This window comes from Melioribacter sp. (genome assembly GCF_049325435.1).
Lineage (GTDB): Bacteria > Bacteroidota > Ignavibacteria > Ignavibacteriales > Melioribacteraceae > Melioribacter > Melioribacter roseus.
Genome location: NZ_JBMOLD010000005.1, coordinates 85,136 through 108,543 on the forward strand (window position 1 = coordinate 85,136; position 23,408 = coordinate 108,543).

Here is a 23,408-nt window from a genome sequence, read left to right on the forward strand (position 1 = left end):
CAATTATCTGTCTTGTCTAATAAACCAGAGTTCTCCGATACTCAAACTTACTGAAAATCTATAAATATTTTCGAGCAATAAATTATTATCTTTAGCGCCGCGTCGACCGTACTGGAACGCAAAGTCGAGTCTGTTTGCTATATCCAGCGGTATCGAGAACCCCGTATAAAAAGAAATCTGGTCTATCCCTTTTCCGTTTATTTTATATTGAGATTCTTCATAGCTTAAACCGAAACGGAGCATTACCAGTTCCCAGAAACTGTTCGAGCGGACATCGGATTTCCTGTACTCGAAACCGATACTGTACTTGTTTATGTCCTGCATCACATCGGATTTAAGATTGTTGTGCGTAAAGTCGCTGAAAGACTGGTGCAGATAATCGGCTATGAAACGATAGTCGTCGTCCAAAAGGAACGAGATACCCGCGCCGTAACGAGCCGGAATTTTTTCCGATACGCTTCCCTGCGACGAAGTAACGGTCCCGATTACTGTTGCAGCCTGGTTCACACTGTCGACTTTGACATTTACCGAATTCGAATAAAAAGCGCCAAGCCTCAAATCGCTTATTTTATCGGATCCCAGTAAACCGGATAAATCTTGTGAAATCGCGCCAACCGTCAGGCCGGCAGCAATGTAACTGTACTCGTCCGAAAAGGAGCCGTCTATCAAACCGTCGCTCGAAATAAATTCGATGGAAGTTTTTCTCGAAATTTTTCCGTTATAATAATCGAGCGAAAATCCTAATGTGGCGCCGAACGGCATTTGATATGTTCCGCCAATCATCACTTTGGAAATTCCGCCTTTGCCTTCGTAATCCGTAGTGTATCCTCCTACTATCGAGGAATCGGTTACGACGCTCAGTTTGTAATCGACGTTAGAATACGGCACAATTCCGGCAACAAGACTGACGCCGTATTTTTGATATACGGGAAAGCCGATCATGAAGCCGGGTATGATCAAATCGGAATGATACACCGACGAACTGTTCGAAGAGATGTTGTTGCCGTGGTAAACCACTCCGGTTTCAAAGCGGGTGAACTTGAGCGCCGACCATCCGGCAGGGTTCATCGAACCGAGATAATCGAAATCCTTCAACGCAATTCCGAGTTCGCCTATCGACATCCTCCGGGCATCGTAACTGAAGAACAGATCGCCAATGCCAAACCGAGAATATACCGAGCCTCCGGATGCATGAGATACAAACGGCAGAACTACTATTATTAAAAATCCGATTAATATTTTCTTCATAAAATTATCTGCTTTTTAAGTATGTTATTTTCAATTTAGGACGTATACCTTCGTTCACCGAACGCGCGCCGTATATCCATATTGTTGCCAACGATTCTTTTTCGTCGGCGAGATACAATTCCAGTCCCTGATTTGTGTAAGAAGTATCCGACACCCATTTTTGAACAATCCAGGCAATGTCTCCCTTGAATTTGTCGCCGTCCCTTGACAAAATTGTTGTAATTGTGCTGTCGGAAGTGTAAGATTTTTCTACGCTGTCGGCCAATACTTTTACTATAATCGAATCCGAGGAGGGTACGCCGTCTATAGTTTTTAATTTGTCTATATATAACTCTAATTCCGCTTTGTTAACTATGATATTCTTAGGTAAATCCGCAAGGTCAAAATAGAGAAAACCTCTGTTAAACAATCCGCCTTGTAGAACCATGTCGTTGTCGGAAATTACCGGATCGCCTTTGATCGCATGCACATCCATATAAGGGAGAGCCGATAGAGTATCCGTAACTTCATTTCGCCCGTACATAATTGTCAAAGCAGGCAGGTCGGTATCCGTAAAAAGCTGATATGCGTTAAAACCCACAATCCGTTGGGTATTATTAGTTGGCTTTATTAGAATGCCATAGTTGGGTTCGGCGGCGTTGGAATCCGCGCTATATTTTATCCAATCGAGCACAATTGAAGGGTCTATCTTAAAAGTAATCGACGTATCGTCGACTGTTTTTTCGTATGCAATATCCCGATAATCATATTGAAGAGCGTCGAGACTGTCTGTGTTGAAACCTGCGGTGCTCCAGTAGCTGGTTATGCGATGGACTGTAAAATCGAACGGCAATGATTTATCTCCCAGGTAGTACTTCAATTTGATATAGATTGAAGCCTCGGAAATATTCAGATTGTTGCCCTGCGCGAGAGTGATTACCGAATCCGGCACAGAAAATTCGTATCTCAACAACGCCTGCGCTTCGTACTTGTCGTTCTTGCCTACTAGTAGTTTGCTCGATATTCCCAGTTGCAAATTGCGCTGATAAGTATACGAATTTGTTTTTACATTAGCCGAGTCCGTATTGAAAAGATGAAACGAAAGAGTGGCGTCGTCTTTAATCAAATCGTATCCAACCGAAGTCGGGTCCTGATTGCATGAAATCAACAAGATTCCGATGAGCACGGGAAATATCAGTTTAAATTTTCTAATCAATTATTTTCCTCCGCGAAAGTTTGAGTAATATATTTGTTGATTTCATAAAAATCAGCGGCTACAAAATTGGGCTTTTTGCCGTCATTAATCAAGTTTTCAATCTCACCGTTTTCCTTCTGTTGTGAAATCAGAATCGTTTTAATATTTGCATTAATACCAGCTTCGATATCGCTTGCTCTGTCGCCAATCATAAAAGATTTCGACAAATCAATATCGTGATCCTTAGCAGCTTGTAAAATCATAAACGGAGAAGGTTTCCGACATTTCGATTTTTCCGGCGGGTCAAAATCGGGGTGATAAGGACAATAATATATATCGTCTATTGCTACGCCGTTTTCTTCAAGTAAATCTTTAACTCTTTTATTAACCGCTTCCACGTCTTCAATAGTCATCAGTCCCTTTGCCACTCCGGCTTGATTCGAAATTATGATCAGTTTGAAATCGAATTTCCTTTTTAAATCTTTCAGATTTTCGGCGACGCCGTCGATCAAACGGACAATCTCAGGGTCTCGAATGTAACCTGGGTCGTGATTGATTGTCCCGTCTCTGTCCAGGAATAATGCAGGTCGCATTAATTAATCGGATAACTTTTTGTAAAGTTCAACATATTTTTTGGCGGAATTGAGCCAGCTGTAATCGCCTTTCATGCCAGTTTTCATCAATTCCGTCCATAATTCTTTATTTTCATTGTAAAGTTTGAGAGCTTTTTTGACAGCTCCGACCAACTCCGTAACTGTATATTTTTCGAAAAGGAAACCGTTTCCCGTCTTCGTTTTTTCATCAAACTGAATAATTGTGTCTGCCAAACCGCCGGTTTTGTGCGCTATCGGTACTGTGCCGTATTTAAGGCTATACAATTGATTGAGACCGCACGGTTCGATTTTCGAGGGCATAAGGAACATATCTGAACCCGCTTCTATCAAATGCGCCAGGTCTTCGTCGAATCCGATAAAACACGAAAATTTACCGGGATATTTCGTCGCCATTTCGCTGAAAAATTTCGTGTATTTCTTGTCGCCGGCGCCGAGCAATACCATTTTAATCTTCAGTTTCATCAACTGATTAAATGCCTTCTGCAAAAGATCCATCCCTTTTTCGTCAGTCAAGCGCGATATAACGCCGATAATCGGAACGTCTTCTTCATATTCAAAACCGAAATTTTCCGACAAGGCTTTTTTATTAACTTTCTTATTGTCGAGTTTTTTTACTGAATATTTTTGAGGTATTTTAGTATCTTTTTCCGGGTCCCAGATTAATCTGTCGATACCGTTAATAATACCGAACAAATCCTTGCTTCTCTTTTTGAGATATTTTTGCAAACCTGCGCTGTAGATTTTCGCGGTTGTCAACTCTTTTGCATACGTTTCGCTCACGGTATTAATTTTATCGGCGAATAGAATTCCGCCTTTTAGGAAATTGATTTTTTTATTGTGGAGCAATCCTTTCTCGGTCGCCAATTCATCTGGCAGATCCGTTTTTTCGAAAGACGACAACGGAAATTCGCCCTGTTGGAATATATTGTGAATTGTAAGCAGTGTTTTTGTCGAAGAAAATTGCGGCTCGTCTTTGTAGATTGTTTTCATATAAACTGGCACCAAGCCGCTCTGCCAATCATTGCAATGAATTACGTCTGGCGTCCATCCGAGTTTTAGCATCAATTCAAAAACGGCTTTGGTAAACAAGATAAACCGTTCGTCGTTGTCGGGAAAATCTTCTCCCGTAATCGGATCGGCATAAAGGCTGTGGCGATTGCCGAAATATTCGGGATTATCGAGGAAATAAATTTGTACTCTTGCTTTTGGTCCTACTAAAAAGGAAGATCTCAGCGAAAAAACGACTTCTTTTCCGGCTATATTAACCGGGATATCCTTTAATCTAACCACCTCGTGTATCTTGAATTTACGTTCGTCGATTGCGCCGTATTTGGGCAATATGATTCGAACATCGTGTCCCATTTCCTGTAAACGCTGCGGCAGCGCTGAAGATACGTCTGCCACGCCGCCTGTTTTTACAAACGGAACTGCTTCGGGGGTAACGAAAAGGATTTTAAACTTTGAAGGCATTTTGGTAAGATCCTTTGTTTTTTATTTTCGAAAAATACGAAATTTTATCCCCTTTAACAAAAAATTAGAAATAGACGACTTTATTCTCTATATTAATTTAAACAAAAAATCAGGTGTTTTTTTTGATGAAAATCCTCCTTAAAAATCCCGATCAAATTGTGACGGTTAATACTTCGGGCAGAAACTTCAAACCGGGCAAGTCGATGAACGACCAGGATATTCTTACAAACCACTCAATCTACATCGAGAACGGAATAATCAAAGATATTTTACCAAATTCATCAGCAAATAGAATTAAAGCCGACGAAATTATCGACGCCGAGAATTTATTGGTTTTGCCCGGATTCGTAGAATGTCATACTCACAGCGCTTTTGCGGGTAACCGTTCGAACGAATTCCTTATGCGGCTTTCAGGCAAATCTTACGAAGAGATTGCCGAAGAAGGAGGCGGCATTATATCGACGGTAAATTCGGTCAGGCAGGCTTCTTACGACGAATTGATCCGACTTCTGGCTCCGCGTATTAAAAATTTTATTTCGCAAGGCATTACTACTCTCGAAATCAAAAGCGGCTACGGATTGAGCTATTACGACGAAATTAAACTATTGCAGGTGATAAATTACTACAAAAAAAATTCACAGATCGATATCATTCCCACTTTCCTCGGAGCGCACACTTATCCGCCCGAATATAAAAACGACCACAAGGAATACTTGAAATTAATCGTAGAAGAACTTCTGCCTTATATCCGCAAAAATAATCTGGCGGAATTTACGGATGTTTTTTGCGAAAAGACCGCTTTCAATCCGGAAGAAACCGATTTGATTTTCACGAAAGCAAAAGAACTCGGATTTAAACTCAGACTTCACACAAATCAATTCCACAGTATCGGAGGAATCGAAGTAGCGCTCAAGCATTCGGCGCATTCGGTCGACCATCTGGAAGTAATTAACGACGGAGAAATCGAAAAAATCGCCAATTCCGAATTAACCGCGGTATTATTGCCGGGCGTATCGTTCTTTCTCGATTATAATTACGCCCCCGCCAGAAAATTAATAGATTTAAACGCCACCGTAGCGCTGTCGACCGATTTTAATCCGGGCAGCTCTCATATAGCCGACTTCCATCTTATGATGAGTCTGGCTGCGTTAAAAATGAAGATGACCGCCGGCGAAATAATTTCCGCAACTACAATCAACGCGGCTAAAGCCGTCGGAATGAATAACATTCTCGGCAGTATTGAAATAGGTAAGCAGGCAGACTTTGCCCTGATGAACGCAAAGGATATCTCGGAAATAATCTATAATATCGGAAATAATCTCAACGTAATGACAATTAAAAAAGGGAAAATAATTTACAAACGCGAAACGGAGTAATCATGAAAATAATCGAATGCGTTCCAAATTTCAGCGAAGGCAAAAACAATGAAACTTTCGAAGCAATCAAATCGGCAATCGATTCGATTGACGGAGTAAAATTATTGAATCTCGAGCCCGACGGGGATTATAATCGCGTAGTAGTGACAATGGCCGGCAGCGACGAAGGGATATTGAACGGAGCCGTCAATGCAAGCCTAGCAGCCGCTGAACATATCGACATGAGAAACCATAAAGGCGAACATCCGAGAATCGGAGCCATCGACGTCGTGCCGTTTATTCCGGTCTCCGGAAGCACGATGGAAGAATGCGTGAAAATTTCGGAAAAGTATGCCGAAATAATTTCCGGTAAATTAAACGTGCCGGTCTATTTATATGAAAATTCGGCTCGCAAACCCGAAAGACAAAATCTTGCAAATATCCGGAAAGGAGAATACGAAGGACTTGAAGAAAAATTAAAAGATCCCGAATGGCAGCCCGACTACGGACCGGCGGTATTTAATCCCAAATTGGGAGCAATTGTAACGGGAGCGCGTTTCTTTCTTATTGCATATAACGTCAATATCGATTCGGCGGATTTGTCGTACGCAAAAAAAATTGCGGAAATTTTGAGAGAAAGCGGTTACCCTAAACGCGACGAAAACGGCAATGTAATTAAAAAAGACGGTAAGACCGTCAGAGTTCCGGGCAGATTAAAATCCGTTAAAGGAATGGGAGTAGCTCTCGAAAAATTTAATCTGACGCAGGTCTCCATGAATCTGACAAACTATAACATCACGCCGATTCACGTTGCCTTCGAAGAAGTTAAAAAGGAAGCCGCTCGTTTGGGCGTCAAGGTAAAAGGGAGCGAGATTGTCGGTCTCGTGCCTAAAGAAGCGCTTTTAATGGCGGGCAGATTTTATACCGACAACAGAATCGAAAACGAAAAGGAATTAATTAACGCGGCAATCGAAAATCTCGGTTTGGATTCTTTAGCTCCATTCAAACCCGAAGAAAAAATCATCGAATACATGATATAATAAAAAAAAGGATTTAATATGGATATCAAAAAAACCGTAGAACAATATCTTAACGAAATTTCGTCGTCGTCCCCTACCCCCGGCGGCGGCAATGTATCGGCATTCTGCGGAGCTTTGGCTTCGAGTCTCGGCATTATGGTATGCAATTTGACCATCGGCAAAAAAAAATACGATGATGTACAAGAGGAAATCGAAGAGGCAAAAGAGAAGCTCCTGACTTACCAGAAAAACTTTTTGATACTCGCCGAAAAAGATAACGAAGCGTTTAACCGTGTTATGAACGCTTTCAAACTACCCAAAGAAAACGAAGAGCAGGCAGAAACGCGTAAGAAAGCGATTCAAGACGCTACTCTCGAAGCGGCGGCAATTCCTATGGAAGTATTGAAAAACTGTTCGGCGGTTTTTATTCACATCAAGACTGCAGCCGAAAAAGGCAACAAGAATTCGATATCCGACGCCGGAGTGGCGGCAACGTTAATTGGCGCCGCGGCTAACGGAGCTTATTTGAATATATTGATCAACGTAAGTTCGCTCGAGAATAAAACCATAGCGCGCGAAATATTGAAAAGCGCCGACGCATTGATCGACGATATCGATCATAACGTTAAATTGATTACAAAAATTATAAAAGACTCGCTTTCTCAATGAAAAAAATATCTCTTCTCGCTTTTCTTTTTTTGTTAAACTTCACATGCCCGGCTCAGAATGTTCTGCCGGGCATTGATGTATTGATCAAATATGATTTTGCGCAATTATCCGGTAAAAACGTGGGACTGATTACTAATCAGACCGGGGTCAACAAAGATTTAATTTCCACTGTGGATATTTTCCTGAATAGCGAAAAGATTAATCTGGTTGCCGTTTTTACACCCGAGCACGGATTACGCGGCAGCAAAAGCGCCGGAGAACCGATCGATTCGGAACGACACAAAAAAATTAAGGTTTATTCTCTCTACGGCGAGACAAAAAAACCCACGAGCGAAATGTTGAAAGGCATCGACGCGCTTGTATACGATATTCAGGATGTCGGTTTGCGTTCGTATACATACATTTCGACGCTCGGATTGGCAATGGAAGCCGCTGCCGAAAACAATAAGGAGTTCGTTATACTCGACCGCCCCAATCCTTTCAACGGCATTAAAACGGAAGGAGCGCCGCTGGACACTCTCTTCAAATCTTTTGTCGGTTATTTCCCGGTACCTTATATCTACGGTCTAACGCCCGGCGAACTGGCGCGTTTTATTAACGGAGAAATCTTAAAGCAGAAAGGGAAAGAATGTAATCTGAAGGTAATTCCGATGGAAGACTGGAACCGGCAAATGAGTTTTGAAGATACGGGATTGCTGTGGACGCCTACGTCCAATCACGTGCCCGATTCGGAAACGCCCTATTATATGGCAGCAACGGGAATACTCGGCGAACTGAACGTAGTTTCTATCGGAGTGGGATACACGCTGCCCTTCAGAACAATAGCCGCCGAATGGATTGACCCCGACCTGCTTGCCGCAAGAATGAACGCTCTCAATTTACGCGGAGTTAAATTTCGTCCTATTACATACAAACCGTACTACGGCAAATGGAAAGATACCGTTCTCAACGGCGTGCAAATTTATATTACAGACAAAGACGCCGCTGAATTATTAACAATACAATTCTATTTTATGGAAGTTCACAATGAACTTTATCCCGGGAAAAAACTTTTTTCTCTCGCCGATTCTTCGCGAATAAAAATGTTCGACCTGGTGACGGGTACGGACAAAATAAGAAAAGCATTTACAAAAAATTACAAAGTAAACGACATAAAAGAATTACTAAACGAAGGGCTCGATAAATACAAAAAGAATATACGGAAATACCTTATCTACAAATAATTATTTACAATACAAATTCACGTCGCCCACAGGCCAGCGAGCTCTCAAATTCAATGTGTCGGGATAGTAATAGAACTTTTCGGCAAATTTATACGGTTTAACGCTGCCGTATGAATAACTACCGTTTCCGTCCTTATCGATAAAATGCCAAATTATGTATTTACCCGGCAACACTTTATTAATAGCGAACTTGTTTGCATCCGTTTTTTCCAGATAATTTTTCCCCGTGTCGATATTTTTAATAACAACATATATATTCGAAGTATCGGAATTGCAAATTACATTGCCGGATACTGCGGAAAATTCAAGGTCGCTTGCAGTCGTAAAATTTACCGTCAGAACAGAATCGACTTTGTTGCCGGCAATGTCGGTTATTTTACCGAGATCGATTTTCATTTCATATTCCGTCGCCTGACGAAGCCTCGATTTTACGATTATGTTAAAAGCCGCATCGTCCGTCTTTTCAATTCTGTAAGAAAAGATATTCCCCTTTTTATCGGAGAGTATCACGAAACTGTCGGGTAAATAAAATCCTTCGTCGAATTTGCATTTTATTACGGGATTCTCATAATCGATTTTATTTTCGGGATAAACTCCTTCAATGCCGATAAATACGGGAGCGGAAGTATCGGCTTTTACAACAGGGGTTATCGGAATAATATCGTAGCTCGTCAGATTGCCTTTCAAATCGGGTATATTTTCCGCTACAAGAAAAATCCTGCCGCTTTCAGGTAAAGTGTCCTGCAACGAAATATAGAATTGATTCTTCTTGCCTCTTCCCTTGTAAAAGAAGCGGGAATAATATTTTTTATTCGTCAGCGAATCGACCAGATAGAAATTACCGGAACCAATATTTGCGCTGTCGACTGCTTCGTTAAATTCGATCAAATACTTGTAACTGTCAATCGCATTGGCATTCGATAATTTGGGAGGTATTGTGTCGCCCCGGGTTAACATAAAATCGAGGTCGTTAATTTCCGTATTCCCGTCGCTTAAGATCACTCTTTTGTATTGAACGCCGTAATAATCGTCGCTAATCTGATATTTCAGGTCGTTCAGTTTATCTTTAAGCGCGATTATTTTATATTCTCCGTTCCCGAGACCGAGCAGAGTGTATCGCCCGTTCTTTCCCACCTGGGAAATATAATCGGGTTTTTCAGCGGATATGTCGACCGTATCAGACGCGTCTTTGTAAGCCAGGATCATTACTCCCGAGGGGTCGTCGTCGTAAACTTTTCCGGCTACTTTTCCTATGTCGATCGTATTGCCCGTTGAAAAAGCAAAAGTAAACGGTTCGAGCATTTTATTCCCTTTATTGTAATCCTCCACCTCGGCGCCGATTGTAATTGTATAAGTTGTATTCCTCTTAAGCGTATCTCTAAGTTCGAGGCGTAAAGTTTTGCCGCTCCAGTCGTATTTAAAAGGATATTTCAAAGGCGGCGAAACAAAAATCGCGTTTCGTACGGAATTTTTATTAATATATTCGCTGAAAGTAATCTCAATAGCATTGTCATTAAAATTTGTAGCGCCGGCAGGGGGATACACTTCAACAACAGAAGGAGGCATTGTATCTTCCGGTCCGCCGCCCGGCGGCAGTTGATTTGCGCAACTTTGCAATATCATCAACGTTATCAGTAATATTAATTGTTTTGACTTCTTCGCCATCGTCTGTATTCCAGTACGTTCTGTTCGTGCTCTCTTTGTGTGGAAGCAAATTTATGCCCGCCGTTGCCGTCGGCGACAAAATAATAAAAATTATGTTTCTCTGGGTAAAGAGCGGCCATTATAGCGTCTTTTCCCGGATTATTGATAGGTCCGGGCGGCAATCCCGGATGTTTATATGTGTTATATTCAGATTCAATTTCCAGATCTTTATAATAAACTTTTTTATTCCTTCTGTGACGGATCAAAAATTGAACGGTAGGATCGGCTTGCAGCAGCATACCCCTTTTCAAACGATTATGATATACGCCCGAAATAGTTTTGAATTCCGAGAAATCGTTCGATTCAGCGTCGATAATCGAAGCGAGCGTAAGAATTTCGTGTTTGTTCATTCCCAATTCTTTCATTCGCTTTTGAATTTCGGGATTGTCGAAAACCGAATCCATTTCCGATTTTAATTTTCTCAATACGGTTTCGGCGTCGCTGTCGGGATAGAAATAGTAAGTCTCCGGCAGAAGGTAACCCTGAAGTGATTCGACCTCGTCTCCGAGACCGAGCGAGCTGAGGAACGACCTGCTTTTGCTAAGTTCCATAACCTTCGCAGAATCGACGCCCAGTTCTCTTTTCAAAAGCGACGCCAGATCTTTCAACCAAATTCCTTCCGGAATTGTAATCTTCACCTGTTCTACCGGACTGCCGTTAATAAAAAGCTCAATCAAGTCGAGATAGCTTAGTCCGTTTGGAATTTTATATTTACCCGCTTTGATTTTTTTGTCCGCCCCGTAGATAAAAGCCGCCGCTTTGATGTTGAATTTTCCTTTTATCACACCTTTCGAATAGAGAGAATCGACAACCTCGTTGAGAGTGGCGCCTCTGGGAATTACCAATTCAACAGGTTCATCCGAATCGAAGTAATTTGGCGAGAAGAATGTAAACACAAGTACGGAAAGCACAAATGCAAATACTCCCGCAATAAGATATAATTCGTTGTTCGAAAAGTATTTCTTCAAATTTATTTTTTGCATTACTCCGCGCTCGAATATTCTTTAAAGAAAGGATTTTCCTTTAAGCCCGGATAGGCATTAAAGTCAAAATTAAAACTGTAACCGCCTTCGTAAAGTTTCATCCCTCTGTATGCAATCATAGCGGCGTTATCGCCGCAAAACTCCAACGCCGGGACAACAAATTTTTTATTGTGTCTTTTTGCCGTTTCTGCCAATTTATTCCTCAAAAATTTGTTTGCTGCGACGCCTCCGACCAGTGAAAGCGACTTAGGATTAAATTCGCCCAAAGCAAGTTCCGTTTTTTCTACAAGAGCTCTTACGGCTGCCTTCTGAAACGAAGCCGCGAGCATCGGGATATCTTTCTCCGGAGCTTTCCCCACCCCGCCGTATTCTTTTTCGAGAAATCTCAGCACAGCGGTTTTCAAGCCGCTGAAAGAAAAATCGTACTTGTTTTTACAGCGCGACACGGGAAAGTCGATTAATTCCCCGTTATAAATTTCAGCATTCTTTTGAATCAACGGTCCCCCCGGATAACCTAAACCGAGCATTTTCGATACTTTGTCGAACGCTTCGCCGGCTGCGTCGTCGACCGTCGTTCCGAGTTTTATTATCTCGAAATCACTTTGTACCAGCAACAATAGAGTATGCCCGCCCGAAACTACAAGACAGAGATAAGGGAAATCGGGTTTTTCTTCCATAAGGAATCCCGAAAAAATGTGACCTTCGATATGATTGACAGGAATAAACGTTTTGCCGAGAGAATATGCCAGTCCTTTCCCGAAATTCAGCCCGACCAACAGGGCTCCGATCAAGCCCGGTCCGGCGGTAGCCGCAATAACATCCATATCTTCGAGCTTAAAGCCTGTTTTATCGAGAGCTTTTTTAATCAATGGCATAATAATCTGCAAATGCGCGCGGCTCGAGAGTTCGGGCACCACTCCGCCGTAATCGGTATGAAAATCTTGCGACGATATTAAATTAGCCTTTAATTTCCCGTCGGTTATAACTGCAACTGAGGTTTCGTCGCACGATGTTTCAATACCCAATACATTCATTTCGATACCGTATTTGGCATAAAGACACTCTTTGTAATATACCAGGCGACCGTCGGATTTTCCTGCAGGCGTCTGATCGAATAATTATACCAGTGTTTACCGAACGGCACGTAAATTCTTATGGCGTCGCCGTTTGAGTTGATCCTGTCTCTCAATTTTTCTTTAACTCCGTAGAGCATCTGAAATTCGTATTTGTCTTTGCCGAGTTTTTTCTCTTTAATCATCTCATAAGCTTTATTTACCAGGAAATCGTCGTGAGTGGCAATTCCAACGTAGTTTCCGTTGTCGAGCAGGTACTCGAGTATTCTCAAAAAGTTTTTACGGATTTCCTCTTTCCCTTTGTAAGCGATTTCTTCCGGTTCGATATAAATTCCTTTGCAAAGCCTGTAATTGGCGTCTTTCATTTCGGGATGTTTAATGTCGTCCATCGTCCTTTTAAGATAAGCCTGAATAACGATGCCGACATTTGAATATTTTTCTTTTAATTTTCTGTAAACATAAAATGTGTCGTCGGTGGTGGAAGAATCTTCCATATCGATTCTTACAAAATTATTATAAAGTTTGGCTCTCTCGGCTAGTTCGGCAATTTGTTCGTAACAAAATTCCCTGTCGATATTAAGTCCCATTTGAGTTGGTTTAACTGAAATATTCGATTTCAATTTGTGTTTTTCGATGGCGTCCAGAACTTCAAGATATTCTTTTTTTGCCTGAACGGATTCATCTTTGTTTGTAACCGATTCACCGAGAACATCCATGGTTGCAATAATCCCTTTGGAGTTGAGTTCTTTGACAACTCTCACTCCGTCCACTAAAGATTCGCCGGCGATATAGCGGTTTGCAAATTTGCGCACTACCGCTTTTGGCAGCAGCTTCACAAATTCTACAATTGCACGATTGATGGGATTCACTTTTTCACCTTTATGATTGTGTCATTGAAATCAAATTAAGTACAAAATCCAATTTTTTATGCAATTCTTCAATTGTCGAGTTGTTCTCGATCACAAAATCGGCTCTCTTTTTCTTCAGCTCGTCTTTCATTTGATTTTCCATTCGTCTGAGCGCGTCTTCTTTCGACAGTCCTCTTTTCATCGCTCTTTCGATACGCAATTTTTCGTGCGAATAAATCAGAATTACAAAGTCGAACAGATCCTCCATACCGGCTTCATACAAAATCGCCGACTCCACGAATACAATATCATGCTTCTTGAAATATTTTTCAGCTAAATTCAAAGTCGCTTCGATTGTAGGCGGATGTACAATCGAATTAACCTTTGACAACAATTCGCTCGAGTTGAAAATTTTTTCCGCCAGAAGTCCCGTATTTAACTCACCCTTAATATAGATGTCGTCGCCGAAGAGTCGGACTAATTTTTTTTTGACAGACGGATCGTTTTTCATTAAATCTTTGGCGAGAGCGTCGGAGAGAATAACCGGATAACCTTTCGATTCAATATATTTGCCGGCTACCGACTTGCCGGCGCCGAGTCCCCCGGTTATGCCAATCAATAATTTTTCTTTCACAAAAATTCCGGTAATAACTGAAACAATAAAGGCTGCCTTATAATCTTACGAATGAGATTATAAAGCAGCCGTAAAATCTATTTCGCGTATGCTATTTTCCTAACCTCTCTTATGACAGTAACTTTTATCTGCCCGGGATATTCCATTTCGTCCTGAATTTTCTGGGCAATTTCGTAGGAAAGTCTGTCGGCGAGAGTATCGTCGACGTGGTCAGGTTCAACAACCACTCTTACTTCCCTGCCCGCCTGAATAGCATAAGTTTTGGCAACGCCTTCGAACGATTTTGCGAGGGCTTCGAGGTTTTCAAGACGTTTGACGTAGCTTTCGAGAGGTTCACGTCGCGCGCCGGGACGAGCGCCGCTAATTGCATCGGCTGCTTGCACCAACGCCGCTATCGGGTGTTCCATTTCAATATCCTCATGGTGACTGCCGACGGCATTTACAACTATCGGGTGTTCCCGGTATTTTTTGGTAAGTTCGTAACCGAGAAGAGCATGAGGACCTTCGACGTCGCGGTCGATTGTTTTACCGATATCGTGAAGCAATCCGGCGCGTTTTGCCAGATTTACGTCGAAACCGAGTTCGGCAGCCATTATGCCCGTCAAATAAGCCACTTCGACACTGTGCTGCAGCAAGTTCTGACCGTAACTCGAACGATATTTCATTTTGCCGACGTGCTTAACGAGCTCGGGGTGCAAACCGTGAAGACCGAGTTGAATAAGCGTATTTTCGCCTTCTTTCTGGATTTCCTCGTCGAGTTCCTGCTCGACTTTGGCGACCACTTCTTCAATACGAGCAGGATGAATTCTGCCGTCTGCAATCAGGCGTTCAAGGGCAATGCGAGCCACTTCGCGTCTAAATTGGTCGAACGCCGACAAGATTACAGCTTCCGGAGTATCGTCGACAATCACATCGACTCCGGTAGCCGCTTCGAAGGCGCGAATATTTCGTCCTTCGCGACCGATAATGCGTCCCTTCATTTCGTCGTTCTGAATTTGAACGACCGAGACCGTCGATTCGACCGAGTGGTCGACGGCAGTCCTTTGAATAGCCTGAATAACAATTTTTTGAGCTTCCTTTTTGGCTTCTACTTTTGCATGGTCTCTAATTTCTTTAATCATCTGAGCCGCGTCGGCTTTGGCTTTGTTTAGCATATTTTCCATCAGCATTTTTTTAGCCTCTTCCGACGTGAGACCCGCAATTTTTTCGAGTCTGGAATTCTGCTCGACCAATAAACGCGAAAGCTCTTCCTGTTTCTTTTCGATTTCTTCTTTTTGAAGCTGAAGTTGTTTTTCTAAATCCTTTAAAGCCTTTTCTCTTTGATTAACGACGTCATATTTTTTTTCGAGATTATCTTCCCGGGATTCGAGTTGTTTTTCGTAATTCTGAAGTTTTTGTCTTTTTGAATTTACTTCGTTGTCGAACTCTTGTTTCTTTTTCAACCACTCGTCTTTGACCTCGAGAAGTTTTTCTCTTTTTATATGCTTGGCTTCTTTTTCAGCTTCTTCGACGATTTTTTGAGCTTTTTCTTTAGCAAGTGCAATATTGTTCTTGCCGATTTTTGAATTAATGAACCAACCGAGCAAGAAAGCCGCCACAAAAACTATTGCACCAATTAACACCATGTACAACTCCAATTGCATAATACCTCCATAAATAAGAATATAATAGCCCGCAGGAGCCGGCGTTGCTTTATAGGAAAAGAACCCTTTCCTAAGCAATGCGGGAAATTGCCCGACGCTTTTTACTTCCACTGTCCCGTCCGAAGACGAGATCCCGATCGAAACCGGGCGAGGCCTGTAATACACGCCGTGAGTCAATAACCCTTTTAGTTATTATTTGTTAGTTCTTTTTTATAAATCCACCGGCTCTGCGGAAAACCTTGGATTATGATGGTGAGGATATAAAATTGGACTCGTCTAAAAGAAGCTTTATTTTCTTTATCTTATCGGTAGCCTGGATACTGAATTCCCGGTATTTATTCCTTTCAACGAATAAATCGTAAGCGATATTTAACGCTGCTATTATTGCTATCGTATCCTTAGGTTGATCGGGCAGTTCTTCCTGTGTTTCTTCCATCATTCTGTTGACATACTCTGCCAGCTCAGCTGCTACTTCCTGATTTTCTACTAATAGAGAATATTCTTTATCAAATATTTTTACTTTAAGCTTCTTTTTTTCGGCCATTTTATATCGTTTCCATCATCATACATTATTTTTAAGAACGCAAATGATAGTCAATCCTTTCTATCAATTCGCTTATTTTATTTTTTAATGCTTCCCTTTCCTCCTTGTTTCCACTTACAATTAATTGAGATTCGTTTTCTGAAATTTTACTCAACTTGCTTTCAATATCGGAAATTTTTTTCTTTAATTCACTATTTTCTCTTTCGAGCAGATTTATTTTTTCGTTTAACAACTTATTGGCTTCTACGAGTTCCTGACCTTTTTGCAAAAAATAGTAAATTTCTTTTTCGAGCGATCCGAGCTCTTCAAGGAACAAATCGTATTTGTTTAATTCGGGCATCAACTGCCTCTTAATTTGGCATTAAATTTTTCTTCGACTGCTTTTATGGCTCGTCGAAACTCTTTGTCTACTTCTTCTTCGGTCAATGTCCTGCTTTTATCGTAATATTCGAGTCTGAAAGCAAGACTCTTTTTGTCCATACCTAAACTTTCACTTTGAAAAATATCAAATAACTTAATATGATGCAACAAGTTACTGCTTGCATTCCTTATAACTTTAATTACTTCGCCCGCTTCAATTTCTTTGTCGAGAACGAATGCAAAATCTCTGTATACTTTTGGGAACTTGAGCAATTCCTTAAATTCCGGCGCTCCGCGTTGAATCGACTTAATTTTGTCGAGGTAGAAAACCGAAGCATACACATCCTGCTCAATTTCGAAAGGTTTCAATAGATCGTCTTTCAATTTACCGCCCAGGGCAATCACTTGGCCGTCAAGAAGGATTTCCATTCCATATTCGAATTTATCCGAATCGAGGCGTTTGACGTCAAATTCGGCGCCCGGTAGAAATTTATTCAGAAATGCGGCAGTAAAACCTTTGAGGTCGTAGAAATCGAATTTTCTCTCTTTTTCGTACCACTCGTCTTCTATAGCGTTTCCCGTCAGTCCGAGGATCAAATGCTCGCTCTCCCGGAAATCCTCGAAAGAGTTAATTACATCGTTGATTTTTTCGAACACTTTCCCGATTTCAAAAAGTTGCAGATTTTTTTCGTTAACTTTGATGTTATTCGAAATTGCCTGCAGCATGCCGGGAATCAACGAAGGTCTCAAATGAGACATCTCGGCGCTCTGAGGATTCAACACGCCGAGCGGATTGCCGTATTCTTTTGCTAGTTCCTCCCTGAGGAGGGAATTTGTCAGTATTTCATAGAAACCGAGGGCATTTAAAAGATTCCGAACCGTGTCGTTGCTTTCGGACTGATCTACTTTTTCTTCGAGCGTAACGGATATTTTTTCGACTTCGGGTATTTTATCGTAACCGTAAATTCTGGCTACTTCTTCGATCAAATCGATTTCCCTTTCGATGTCGTGTCTGTATGAGGGAACTTCAAGCTTCAGAGATTCAGCCGATTCGCTCAATCCGAAACCGAGGTTTATAAATATTTTTTTGACCGTTTCTTTATCGACGTCGTAACCGAGTATTCTTTTTATCCTTTCGTACCGTAATTCCACGTTTTTAGTCGGGAAAGGTTTTGGATAGGCGTCGATTTCGGATTTGCAGGCATTACCTCCCGCCGTCATTGCAATCAACTGAGCCGCGCGCCTTGCAGCCCAAACGGCGATGTTATAGTCGGCTCCGCGTTCAAAGCGATACGAAGCGTCTGTTTGGAGTCCGAGTCTTTTTGCCGTTTTTCTTACAGAAGAAGGATTAAAGAAAGCGCTTTCGATCAAAATATTTTTCGTTTCCGGAGTCACTTCGGAATTTTCGCCGCCCATAACGCCGGCAATTGCAACGGGTCTTTCCGCATCGCAAATCATCAAATCCGCTTCCGAAAGTATTCTCTCTTTAGAATCGAGCGTTACAAATTTTTCGCCTTCGTGAGCTTTTTTAACCACAATTTTTTTACCTGCCAATTTATCGAGATCGAACGCATGGAGCGGCTGCCCTACTTCGTACAAAACAAAATTCGTTACGTCCACTACGTTATTGATCGGACGCAGACCGATACTTTCGATTCTTTTTTTCAACCAATCCGGCGATTCTTTTACTTCAACATTCAAAACAACTTTGGCAACGTAGCGCGGGCAATTTTCAGGATCAATAATTTCCACAGAAGCATATTTAGCGGACTCTTCGCCGGTTTCATCCAATTTGATTTCGGGTAATTTTAATTTCTTGTCGAAGAGAGCCGCTAAATCCCTGGCAATTCCGATATGACTAAGGGCGTCTGCTCTGTTGGGAGTAATTGCAATATCTAAAACAACATCGTCCAGATTCATAACTTTCGAAAACGGCGTACCCGGTTCGAGGGAGGAATCGAGCGCCATTATGCCTTCGTGATTGTCGCTAATTTCGAGCTCTTTTTCAGAACAGATCATTCCCTCGGAAACTTCGCCGCGCAATTTCACTTTCTCGATCTTCAATCCGTTTGAAGGGATGACTGCGCCGATTTTTGCCAACGGCACTTTTTGTCCTTCGGCAACGTTGGGAGCTCCGCAAACTACGCTGTAATCGCGGCTGCCGTCGTTTACTATACAAAGAGATAGCTTGTCGGCATTCGGATGTTTTTTCTTCTCCTTAACATAACCGACGACAATATTTTCATAAATTTTAGCCTGATCGATTACCTCTTCTATTTCCAGTCCTGCAAAAGTAAGTTTATCGACAATCTGTTCAACTGTAATGTCTTCGAGATCAATATAAACTTTAAGCCAGTTTAGAGAAACTTTCATTTAATCACCCTGATTAGAATTGATTTAAAAAGCGTAAATCGCTGTCGAATAAAATTCTAATATCGTCGATGCCGTATTTTCTCATGGCGGTTCTTTCGATCCCCATGCCGAAAGCATAGCCGACGTATTCTTCAGGATCGATGCCTACATTTTTCAAAACATTCGGGTCGACCATTCCGCAGCCGAGAACTTCGAGCCATCTGCCTTCTTTTCCTTTCGGCTGCCACCAAACATCCATTTCCGCGCTCGGTTCCGTAAACGGGAAGAAGCTGGTTCTGAATCTGTATTTAACGTCGTGTCCGAAATACTGTTTAATGAACGAAACGAGGGTGCCTTTCAATTCGGCAAACGTAACGTCTTTATCGACATAGAGACCTTCGACCTGATGAAACAGACAATAGCTTTTGGCGCTTATCGCCTCGTTTCGGAATACTTTACCCGGCATAATCGCCCTAATCGGCGGTTTCTTTTGACTCATCAATCGGATTTGAACAGGGGATGTATGAGTTCTCAAGAGAAATTTATCGTTGATAAAAAACGTGTCCTGCATATCGCGCGCTGGATGGTCTTCGGGAAAATTGAGCGCTTCGAAATTATTGTAGTCCGATTCGACTTCGGGTCCTTCGTAGACAGAAAAACCGAGCCCTTTAAAAATCGATTTGATCTCGTCGAGAGTTTGGGTAATCAAATGCTTGCTGCCGATTTGTCTTACCCTGCCGGGCAGCGTAATATCGACGAAACTTTCGGATTTCTTTTTTTGAGCTTCGAGTTTTTCTTTCAGTTCTTCGAAAACGGACTGCGAATAGATTTTAAATTCGTTGAGAATTTTTCCGACTTTTCTTTTTTCATCCGTCGAAAGTTTTTTGAATTCCTCGAAGAAATTCTGGATAATGCCTTTGCGGCTGAGAAATTTAAGGCGCAGTTCTTCGAGGGATTTGAGGTCGTGGACATTTGAGACGTGCGAGTCGAATTCTTTTCTGGCTTCAGTAATTTTGTCGATCATAGCCTTACCTGAGAATTTAAAAAAATTCCCTTCCGTACAGTCAATGCCCCGATACGGAAGGGATGGTAAAATTAATTAATCGCGAATTTAACTATTTCCGAAAAAGCCTGCGGATTTTCCACAGCCAGATTAGCTAATACTTTGCGATTGATAAGAATTCCTTTTTTGTTCAAAGCATCTATAAGTCGCGAATAAGTAGTACCGTTTTGACGAGCAGCGGCATTAATACGAACTATCCAGAGCGAACGGAATTCTCTCTTTTTGGCTTTACGATCTCTGTAAGCGTACTGCAGACCTTTTTCTACATGGTGCTTGGCGACAGTATAAACTTTACTGCGCGCGCCCCAGTAACCTTTGGCCAACTTAAGAATCTTCTTACGTCTTTGTTTCGACGCAACGTGATTTACTGAGCGTGGCATTTCTTTTCCTCTCCTATTGTTGTATCAAAACTTTAATTCGTTTTGAATCGGCTTTCGAAACCAAAGTCGATTTACGCAAATTTCTTTTTCTTTTTCTCGACTTTGAAGTCAGAATGTGAGACTTATAAGCTTTGTTGCGTTTGATTTTACCGCTTCCTGTAACTCTGAAAGTTTTAGCGGCGCCTCGATTACTTTTCATTTTTGGCATCTTGTCACCTTATCTATTTTTTCTTTTTCCCTTTTTGCGGTGCTAATATGGCATGCATCGCTCTGCCTTCAAACTTGGGTTCCTGCTCTACTTTTGCCACGTCGGACAATTTATCGAGAAATTTTCTGAGCAGTTCTTCGCCAATTTCGGTATATGCTAATTCTCTGCCTTTAAAAATTACGGAAACTTTTACTTTGTTGCCGTCTTCAATAAATTTTGCAGCGTGCCGGGCCTTAAATTCAAAATCGTGCGTATCGGTATTCGGGTGTAAACGAATTTCCTTTAATACGGTAACCTGTTGTTTTTTCTTTTGCATTTTTTCGCGTTTTTGCTGCTCGTAGGCAAATTTACCGTAATCGATTATTTTGCACACCGGCGGTTTTGCCTGCGGCGCTATTTCGACCAAATCCATTCCAGCTTCACGAGCTCTGTTTAATGCTTCTTTGACGGAAACAATTCCGACCTGTTCACCTTTTTCATCGATTAAACGAATTTCGGGCGCTCTGATTTCTTCATTCACCCGGTGTTTTACTTGTGCGATATACTACCTCTTTAATTGTGATTAATTCTGTTTACTATTTCGTTTTGTAATTGCTCGATAAATTCTTCAATTGATTGAGAACCCTGGTCGCCGATTTTATGACGTCTTACGGAAATCGAACCGCTTTCTTTTTCTTTTTCTCCTACGATAACCATATAAGGAACTTTATTGGTTTCCCAATCGCGTATTTTATAACCGATTTTTTCGTTTCTTTCGTCGAGATGCGATATGATACCGGCATCCAGTAATTTTTTATGCACTTCGGCGGCATAGTCGAGATAATTCTGCGAAACCGGAATGATTGCAACCTGAACCGGCGCAAGCCATGTTGGGAATGCGCCCGCATAATGCTCTATCAGAATTCCCATGAATCTTTCGATAGAACCGAGCAGCGCTCTGTGAACCATAAAAGGTCTGTGTTCTTTTCCGTCTTCGCCGATATAACTCATTTCAAAACGTTCCGGCAAATTAAAATCGAACTGGACAGTACTCAATTGCCATTCGCGATTCAGAGCGTCTTTAATTTTAATGTCGATTTTCGGACCGTAAAAAGCTCCGCCGCCTTCGTCTACTTCGTAATCGAGACTTTCTTTTTCGAGAGCATGTTTAAGCGAATTGGAAGCCTTTTCCCAGATTGTATCGTCCCCGATAGCGTCTTCCGGTTTTGTAGAAACATAAAATTTGAGGTCTTCGAATCCGAACGATCGGAGCATGTAAATCGAGAATCTAACTACTTCAATAATTTCGTCTTCTATCTGTTCCTGAGTGCAGAAGATATGCGCGTCGTCCTGAGTAAATCCGCGCACTCTCAATAATCCGTGCAATACGCCGCTTTTTTCGTATCGATAAACCGTACCGAGTTCCGCCCATCTGAGCGGCAAATCTCTGTAGGAACGGAGTTTCGATTTATAAATCATTATATGAAACGGGCAGTTCATCGGTTTAACATAATAATCCTGCTCGTCAATGCTCATTGGCGCATACATATTCTCTTTGTAGAAAGAAAGGTGACCGCTCGTTTCCCATAGCCAGCCCTTGCCCATGTGCGGCGTATACAATAAATCGTATCCGTTTTTAATATGTTCGGCGCGCCAGAAAGTTTCGATTGTATTTCTTATTCGGGCGCCTTTCGGATGCCAATAAATTAATCCTGCGCCTGCTTCTTCGTGAATGCTGAACAAATCTAATTGCTTGCCCAGTTTTCTGTGGTCTCTCTTTCTGGCTTCTTCGAGCAAAGTAAGATGCTCTTCGAGCATTTTCTTTTTCGGAAAGGAAACGCCGTAAATTCTCTGAAGTTGTTTGTTGTTTTCGTCCCCTCGCCAATATGAGCCCGATACGTTAAGAAGCTTAATGTATTTAATTTTTCCGGTGCTCGGCAAATGCGGTCCCGTGCACAAGTCCACGAAATCGCCTTCTTCATAAATACTGATGATATCCTTCGAATCGTCGAGTTCGCTCAAAATTTCGAGTTTATAGTTGTCGCCTTTTTTCTTAAAGAATTCAACAGCTTCGTTTTTACTCAATTCAATTCTTTTAAACGGATTATCCTGTTTGGCGATTTCGAGCATTTTGTTTTCGATTTTCTCGAGGTCCGAATCGCTCAACTTGGAATTGATATCGATATCGTAATAGAATCCGGTTTCTACAGCCGGACCGACACCGAATTTAGCTTCCGGGAAAAGCGATTGAATGGCATGAGCCATCAAATGAGACGTTGAATGCCAATAAGTTTCTCTTCCTTCCGGGTCGTTGAAAGTAAGTATCTGAACTTCGGCGTCGTCGTTTATCCGAGTCGATAAATCTTTTACGTCTCCGTTAATTTTGGCAACGAGAGCCTCCTCGGTAAGCCGTTTGGAGATACTCTCGGCTATCTGCATAACCGTAACGCCTTTCGGGAACTCTTTGACCGAGCCGTCGGGGAATTTAATATTTATTTTATCGTTATTCATAATTTTCCTGAACAAAAAAAAACGGAGCTAACTCCGATAGTTAGTGGGTTCTACAGGACTCGAACCTGTGACCTTCTGCACGTCAAGCAGACGCTCTAGCCAACTGAGCTAAGAACCCATTTAATTTATTTAACTCATAAAACTATTTTCTTTTTTAATAATTAGTTAATTTATCTTGTCAATGTATAATATTATTTCGAACCTGTGACCTACCCGCCAAGGCGGGTCGCTCTAGCCAACTGAGCTAAGAACCCATTTAATTTATTTAACTCATAAAACTATTTTCTTTTTTAATAATTAGTTAATTTATCTTGTCAATGTATAATATTATTTCGAACCTGTGACCTACCCGCC

22 protein-coding genes and 1 tRNA gene are annotated in these 23,408 nt (G+C 41.7%); 4 read left to right on the forward strand and 19 right to left on the reverse strand.

Annotation, left to right across the window (positions count from 1 at the left end):
- Nucleotides 1-3: 3 nt before the first annotated feature.
- From ACOYVE_RS04380 to glgA, 4 genes are read right to left on the reverse strand one after another with little or no spacing between them, the layout of a single operon-like run.
- Nucleotides 4-1,248, reverse strand: a complete 1,245-nt coding sequence (locus ACOYVE_RS04380; protein WP_014854731.1) for a hypothetical protein — start codon at nt 1,246-1,248, stop codon at nt 4-6.
- Nucleotides 1,249-1,252: 4 nt separating this feature from the next.
- Nucleotides 1,253-2,443 (reverse strand): hypothetical protein, encoded by a 1,191-nt coding sequence (locus tag ACOYVE_RS04385; protein ID WP_422880997.1) that lies wholly within the window; start codon nt 2,441-2,443, stop codon nt 1,253-1,255.
- Complete coding sequence (locus ACOYVE_RS04390) at nt 2,440-3,015, reverse strand: D-glycero-alpha-D-manno-heptose-1,7-bisphosphate 7-phosphatase (RefSeq protein WP_014854733.1); 576 nt, start codon at nt 3,013-3,015, stop codon at nt 2,440-2,442. Before ACOYVE_RS04390 ends, ACOYVE_RS04385 begins: the two co-directional genes overlap by 4 nt.
- Nucleotides 3,016-3,018: 3 nt before the next feature.
- Nucleotides 3,019-4,506, reverse strand: a complete 1,488-nt coding sequence (gene glgA, locus ACOYVE_RS04395; RefSeq protein WP_422880999.1) for a glycogen synthase GlgA — start codon at nt 4,504-4,506, stop codon at nt 3,019-3,021.
- 125 nt (nt 4,507-4,631) lie between these two features.
- On the opposite strand from glgA, the gene hutI reads away from it, so the two are divergent.
- Genes hutI through ACOYVE_RS04415 form a run of 4 tightly spaced genes read left to right on the forward strand, consistent with a single transcriptional unit; the run spans nt 4,632 to nt 8,772 of the window.
- Entirely contained in the window at nt 4,632-5,882 is a 1,251-nt protein-coding gene (gene hutI, locus ACOYVE_RS04400) for an imidazolonepropionase (protein ID WP_422881011.1), read from the forward strand.
- 2 nt (nt 5,883-5,884) lie between these two features.
- Nucleotides 5,885-6,901 (forward strand): glutamate formimidoyltransferase, encoded by a 1,017-nt coding sequence (gene ftcD, locus ACOYVE_RS04405; RefSeq protein ID WP_014854736.1) that lies wholly within the window; start codon nt 5,885-5,887, stop codon nt 6,899-6,901.
- A gap of 18 nt (nt 6,902-6,919) precedes the next feature.
- The gene (locus tag ACOYVE_RS04410; protein WP_014854737.1) at nt 6,920-7,549 is read left to right on the forward strand and encodes a cyclodeaminase/cyclohydrolase family protein; all 630 of its coding nucleotides are present in this window, start codon (nt 6,920-6,922) and stop codon (nt 7,547-7,549) included.
- The gene (locus ACOYVE_RS04415) at nt 7,546-8,772 is read left to right on the forward strand and encodes an exo-beta-N-acetylmuramidase NamZ family protein (protein WP_014854738.1); all 1,227 of its coding nucleotides are present in this window, start codon (nt 7,546-7,548) and stop codon (nt 8,770-8,772) included. Before ACOYVE_RS04410 ends, ACOYVE_RS04415 begins: the two co-directional genes overlap by 4 nt.
- Here the strand turns inward: ACOYVE_RS04415 and ACOYVE_RS04420 are convergent, their stop codons facing one another.
- The 15 genes from ACOYVE_RS04420 to ACOYVE_RS04490 form a co-directional block, all read right to left on the reverse strand.
- Nucleotides 8,773-10,437, reverse strand: coding sequence for an Ig-like domain-containing protein (locus ACOYVE_RS04420; RefSeq protein ID WP_014854739.1), 1,665 nt, complete (start codon nt 10,435-10,437; stop codon nt 8,773-8,775).
- On the reverse strand, nt 10,413-11,459 hold the full coding sequence (mltG, locus tag ACOYVE_RS04425; RefSeq protein WP_422881003.1) for an endolytic transglycosylase MltG: 1,047 nt from the start codon (nt 11,457-11,459) through the stop codon (nt 10,413-10,415). The genes ACOYVE_RS04420 and mltG overlap by 25 nt, the downstream gene beginning before the upstream one ends.
- Nucleotides 11,459-12,493, reverse strand: coding sequence for a tRNA (adenosine(37)-N6)-threonylcarbamoyltransferase complex transferase subunit TsaD (gene tsaD, locus ACOYVE_RS04430; protein WP_014854741.1), 1,035 nt, complete (start codon nt 12,491-12,493; stop codon nt 11,459-11,461). Before tsaD ends, mltG begins: the two co-directional genes overlap by 1 nt.
- Nucleotides 12,490-13,401 (reverse strand): proline dehydrogenase family protein, encoded by a 912-nt coding sequence (locus tag ACOYVE_RS04435; RefSeq protein ID WP_014854742.1) that lies wholly within the window; start codon nt 13,399-13,401, stop codon nt 12,490-12,492. The genes tsaD and ACOYVE_RS04435 overlap by 4 nt, the downstream gene beginning before the upstream one ends.
- Nucleotides 13,402-13,411: 10 nt before the next feature.
- Nucleotides 13,412-14,014, reverse strand: a complete 603-nt coding sequence (gene coaE / locus ACOYVE_RS04440) for a dephospho-CoA kinase (RefSeq protein ID WP_014854743.1) — start codon at nt 14,012-14,014, stop codon at nt 13,412-13,414.
- Nucleotides 14,015-14,091: 77 nt separating this feature from the next.
- Nucleotides 14,092-15,657: a ribonuclease Y gene (gene rny / locus ACOYVE_RS04445; RefSeq protein WP_041356149.1), complete on the reverse strand. Its 1,566-nt coding sequence runs from the start codon at nt 15,655-15,657 to the stop codon at nt 14,092-14,094.
- 244 nt (nt 15,658-15,901) lie between these two features.
- Entirely contained in the window at nt 15,902-16,201 is a 300-nt protein-coding gene (gene zapA, locus ACOYVE_RS04450) for a cell division protein ZapA (RefSeq protein WP_014854745.1), read from the reverse strand.
- A gap of 31 nt (nt 16,202-16,232) precedes the next feature.
- On the reverse strand, nt 16,233-16,541 hold the full coding sequence (locus tag ACOYVE_RS04455) for a hypothetical protein (protein ID WP_014854746.1): 309 nt from the start codon (nt 16,539-16,541) through the stop codon (nt 16,233-16,235).
- A complete protein-coding gene (pheT, locus tag ACOYVE_RS04460) occupies nt 16,541-18,934 on the reverse strand; it encodes a phenylalanine--tRNA ligase subunit beta (protein ID WP_014854747.1) in 2,394 nt (797 codons plus the stop codon). Before pheT ends, ACOYVE_RS04455 begins: the two co-directional genes overlap by 1 nt.
- A gap of 13 nt (nt 18,935-18,947) precedes the next feature.
- Nucleotides 18,948-19,937 (reverse strand): phenylalanine--tRNA ligase subunit alpha, encoded by a 990-nt coding sequence (gene pheS, locus ACOYVE_RS04465; RefSeq protein WP_014854748.1) that lies wholly within the window; start codon nt 19,935-19,937, stop codon nt 18,948-18,950.
- A 71-nt stretch (nt 19,938-20,008) separates the two neighbouring features.
- The gene (gene rplT, locus ACOYVE_RS04470; protein WP_014854749.1) at nt 20,009-20,356 is read right to left on the reverse strand and encodes a 50S ribosomal protein L20; all 348 of its coding nucleotides are present in this window, start codon (nt 20,354-20,356) and stop codon (nt 20,009-20,011) included.
- Between the two features lie 13 nt (nt 20,357-20,369).
- The gene (gene rpmI / locus ACOYVE_RS04475) at nt 20,370-20,564 is read right to left on the reverse strand and encodes a 50S ribosomal protein L35 (protein WP_014854750.1); all 195 of its coding nucleotides are present in this window, start codon (nt 20,562-20,564) and stop codon (nt 20,370-20,372) included.
- 13 nt (nt 20,565-20,577) lie between these two features.
- On the reverse strand, nt 20,578-21,084 hold the full coding sequence (infC, locus tag ACOYVE_RS04480; protein WP_422881007.1) for a translation initiation factor IF-3: 507 nt from the start codon (nt 21,082-21,084) through the stop codon (nt 20,578-20,580).
- Between the two features lie 32 nt (nt 21,085-21,116).
- Nucleotides 21,117-23,054 carry a threonine--tRNA ligase gene (gene thrS / locus ACOYVE_RS04485; RefSeq protein ID WP_014854752.1) on the reverse strand — a complete coding sequence of 646 codons (1,938 nt, stop codon included), beginning with the start codon at nt 23,052-23,054 and terminating at the stop codon, nt 21,117-21,119.
- Nucleotides 23,055-23,098: 44 nt separating this feature from the next.
- Nucleotides 23,099-23,172 (reverse strand) — tRNA-Val (locus ACOYVE_RS04490).
- Between the last annotated feature and the right edge of the window lie 236 nt (nt 23,173-23,408).

What these genes read in the sequence shown, in the direction of transcription:
- ACOYVE_RS04390 (WP_014854733.1), bottom strand. Translation starts at nt 3,015, where the DNA reads ATGCGACCTGCATTATTCCTGGACAGAGACGGGACAATCAATCACGAC.
- pheS (WP_014854748.1), bottom strand. Translation starts at nt 19,937, where the DNA reads ATGATCGACAAAATTACTGAAGCCAGAAAAGAATTCGACTCGCACGTC.
- rpmI (WP_014854750.1), bottom strand. Translation starts at nt 20,564, where the DNA reads ATGCCAAAAATGAAAAGTAATCGAGGCGCCGCTAAAACTTTCAGAGTT.
- thrS (WP_014854752.1), bottom strand. Translation starts at nt 23,054, where the DNA reads ATGAATAACGATAAAATAAATATTAAATTCCCCGACGGCTCGGTCAAA.
- mltG (WP_422881003.1), bottom strand. Translation starts at nt 11,459, where the DNA reads ATGCAAAAAATAAATTTGAAGAAATACTTTTCGAACAACGAATTATAT.
- ACOYVE_RS04410 (WP_014854737.1), top strand. Translation starts at nt 6,920, where the DNA reads ATGGATATCAAAAAAACCGTAGAACAATATCTTAACGAAATTTCGTCG.
- tsaD (WP_014854741.1), bottom strand. Translation starts at nt 12,493, where the DNA reads ATGAATGTATTGGGTATTGAAACATCGTGCGACGAAACCTCAGTTGCA.
- glgA (WP_422880999.1), bottom strand. Translation starts at nt 4,506, where the DNA reads ATGCCTTCAAAGTTTAAAATCCTTTTCGTTACCCCCGAAGCAGTTCCG.
- hutI (WP_422881011.1), top strand. Translation starts at nt 4,632, where the DNA reads ATGAAAATCCTCCTTAAAAATCCCGATCAAATTGTGACGGTTAATACT.
- ACOYVE_RS04420 (WP_014854739.1), bottom strand. Translation starts at nt 10,437, where the DNA reads ATGGCGAAGAAGTCAAAACAATTAATATTACTGATAACGTTGATGATA.
- pheT (WP_014854747.1), bottom strand. Translation starts at nt 18,934, where the DNA reads ATGAAAGTTTCTCTAAACTGGCTTAAAGTTTATATTGATCTCGAAGAC.
- ftcD (WP_014854736.1), top strand. Translation starts at nt 5,885, where the DNA reads ATGAAAATAATCGAATGCGTTCCAAATTTCAGCGAAGGCAAAAACAAT.
- rny (WP_041356149.1), bottom strand. Translation starts at nt 15,657, where the DNA reads ATGCAATTGGAGTTGTACATGGTGTTAATTGGTGCAATAGTTTTTGTG.
- ACOYVE_RS04380 (WP_014854731.1), bottom strand. Translation starts at nt 1,248, where the DNA reads ATGAAGAAAATATTAATCGGATTTTTAATAATAGTAGTTCTGCCGTTT.
- zapA (WP_014854745.1), bottom strand. Translation starts at nt 16,201, where the DNA reads ATGGCCGAAAAAAAGAAGCTTAAAGTAAAAATATTTGATAAAGAATAT.
- ACOYVE_RS04415 (WP_014854738.1), top strand. Translation starts at nt 7,546, where the DNA reads ATGAAAAAAATATCTCTTCTCGCTTTTCTTTTTTTGTTAAACTTCACA.
- rplT (WP_014854749.1), bottom strand. Translation starts at nt 20,356, where the DNA reads ATGCCACGCTCAGTAAATCACGTTGCGTCGAAACAAAGACGTAAGAAG.
- ACOYVE_RS04455 (WP_014854746.1), bottom strand. Translation starts at nt 16,541, where the DNA reads ATGCCCGAATTAAACAAATACGATTTGTTCCTTGAAGAGCTCGGATCG.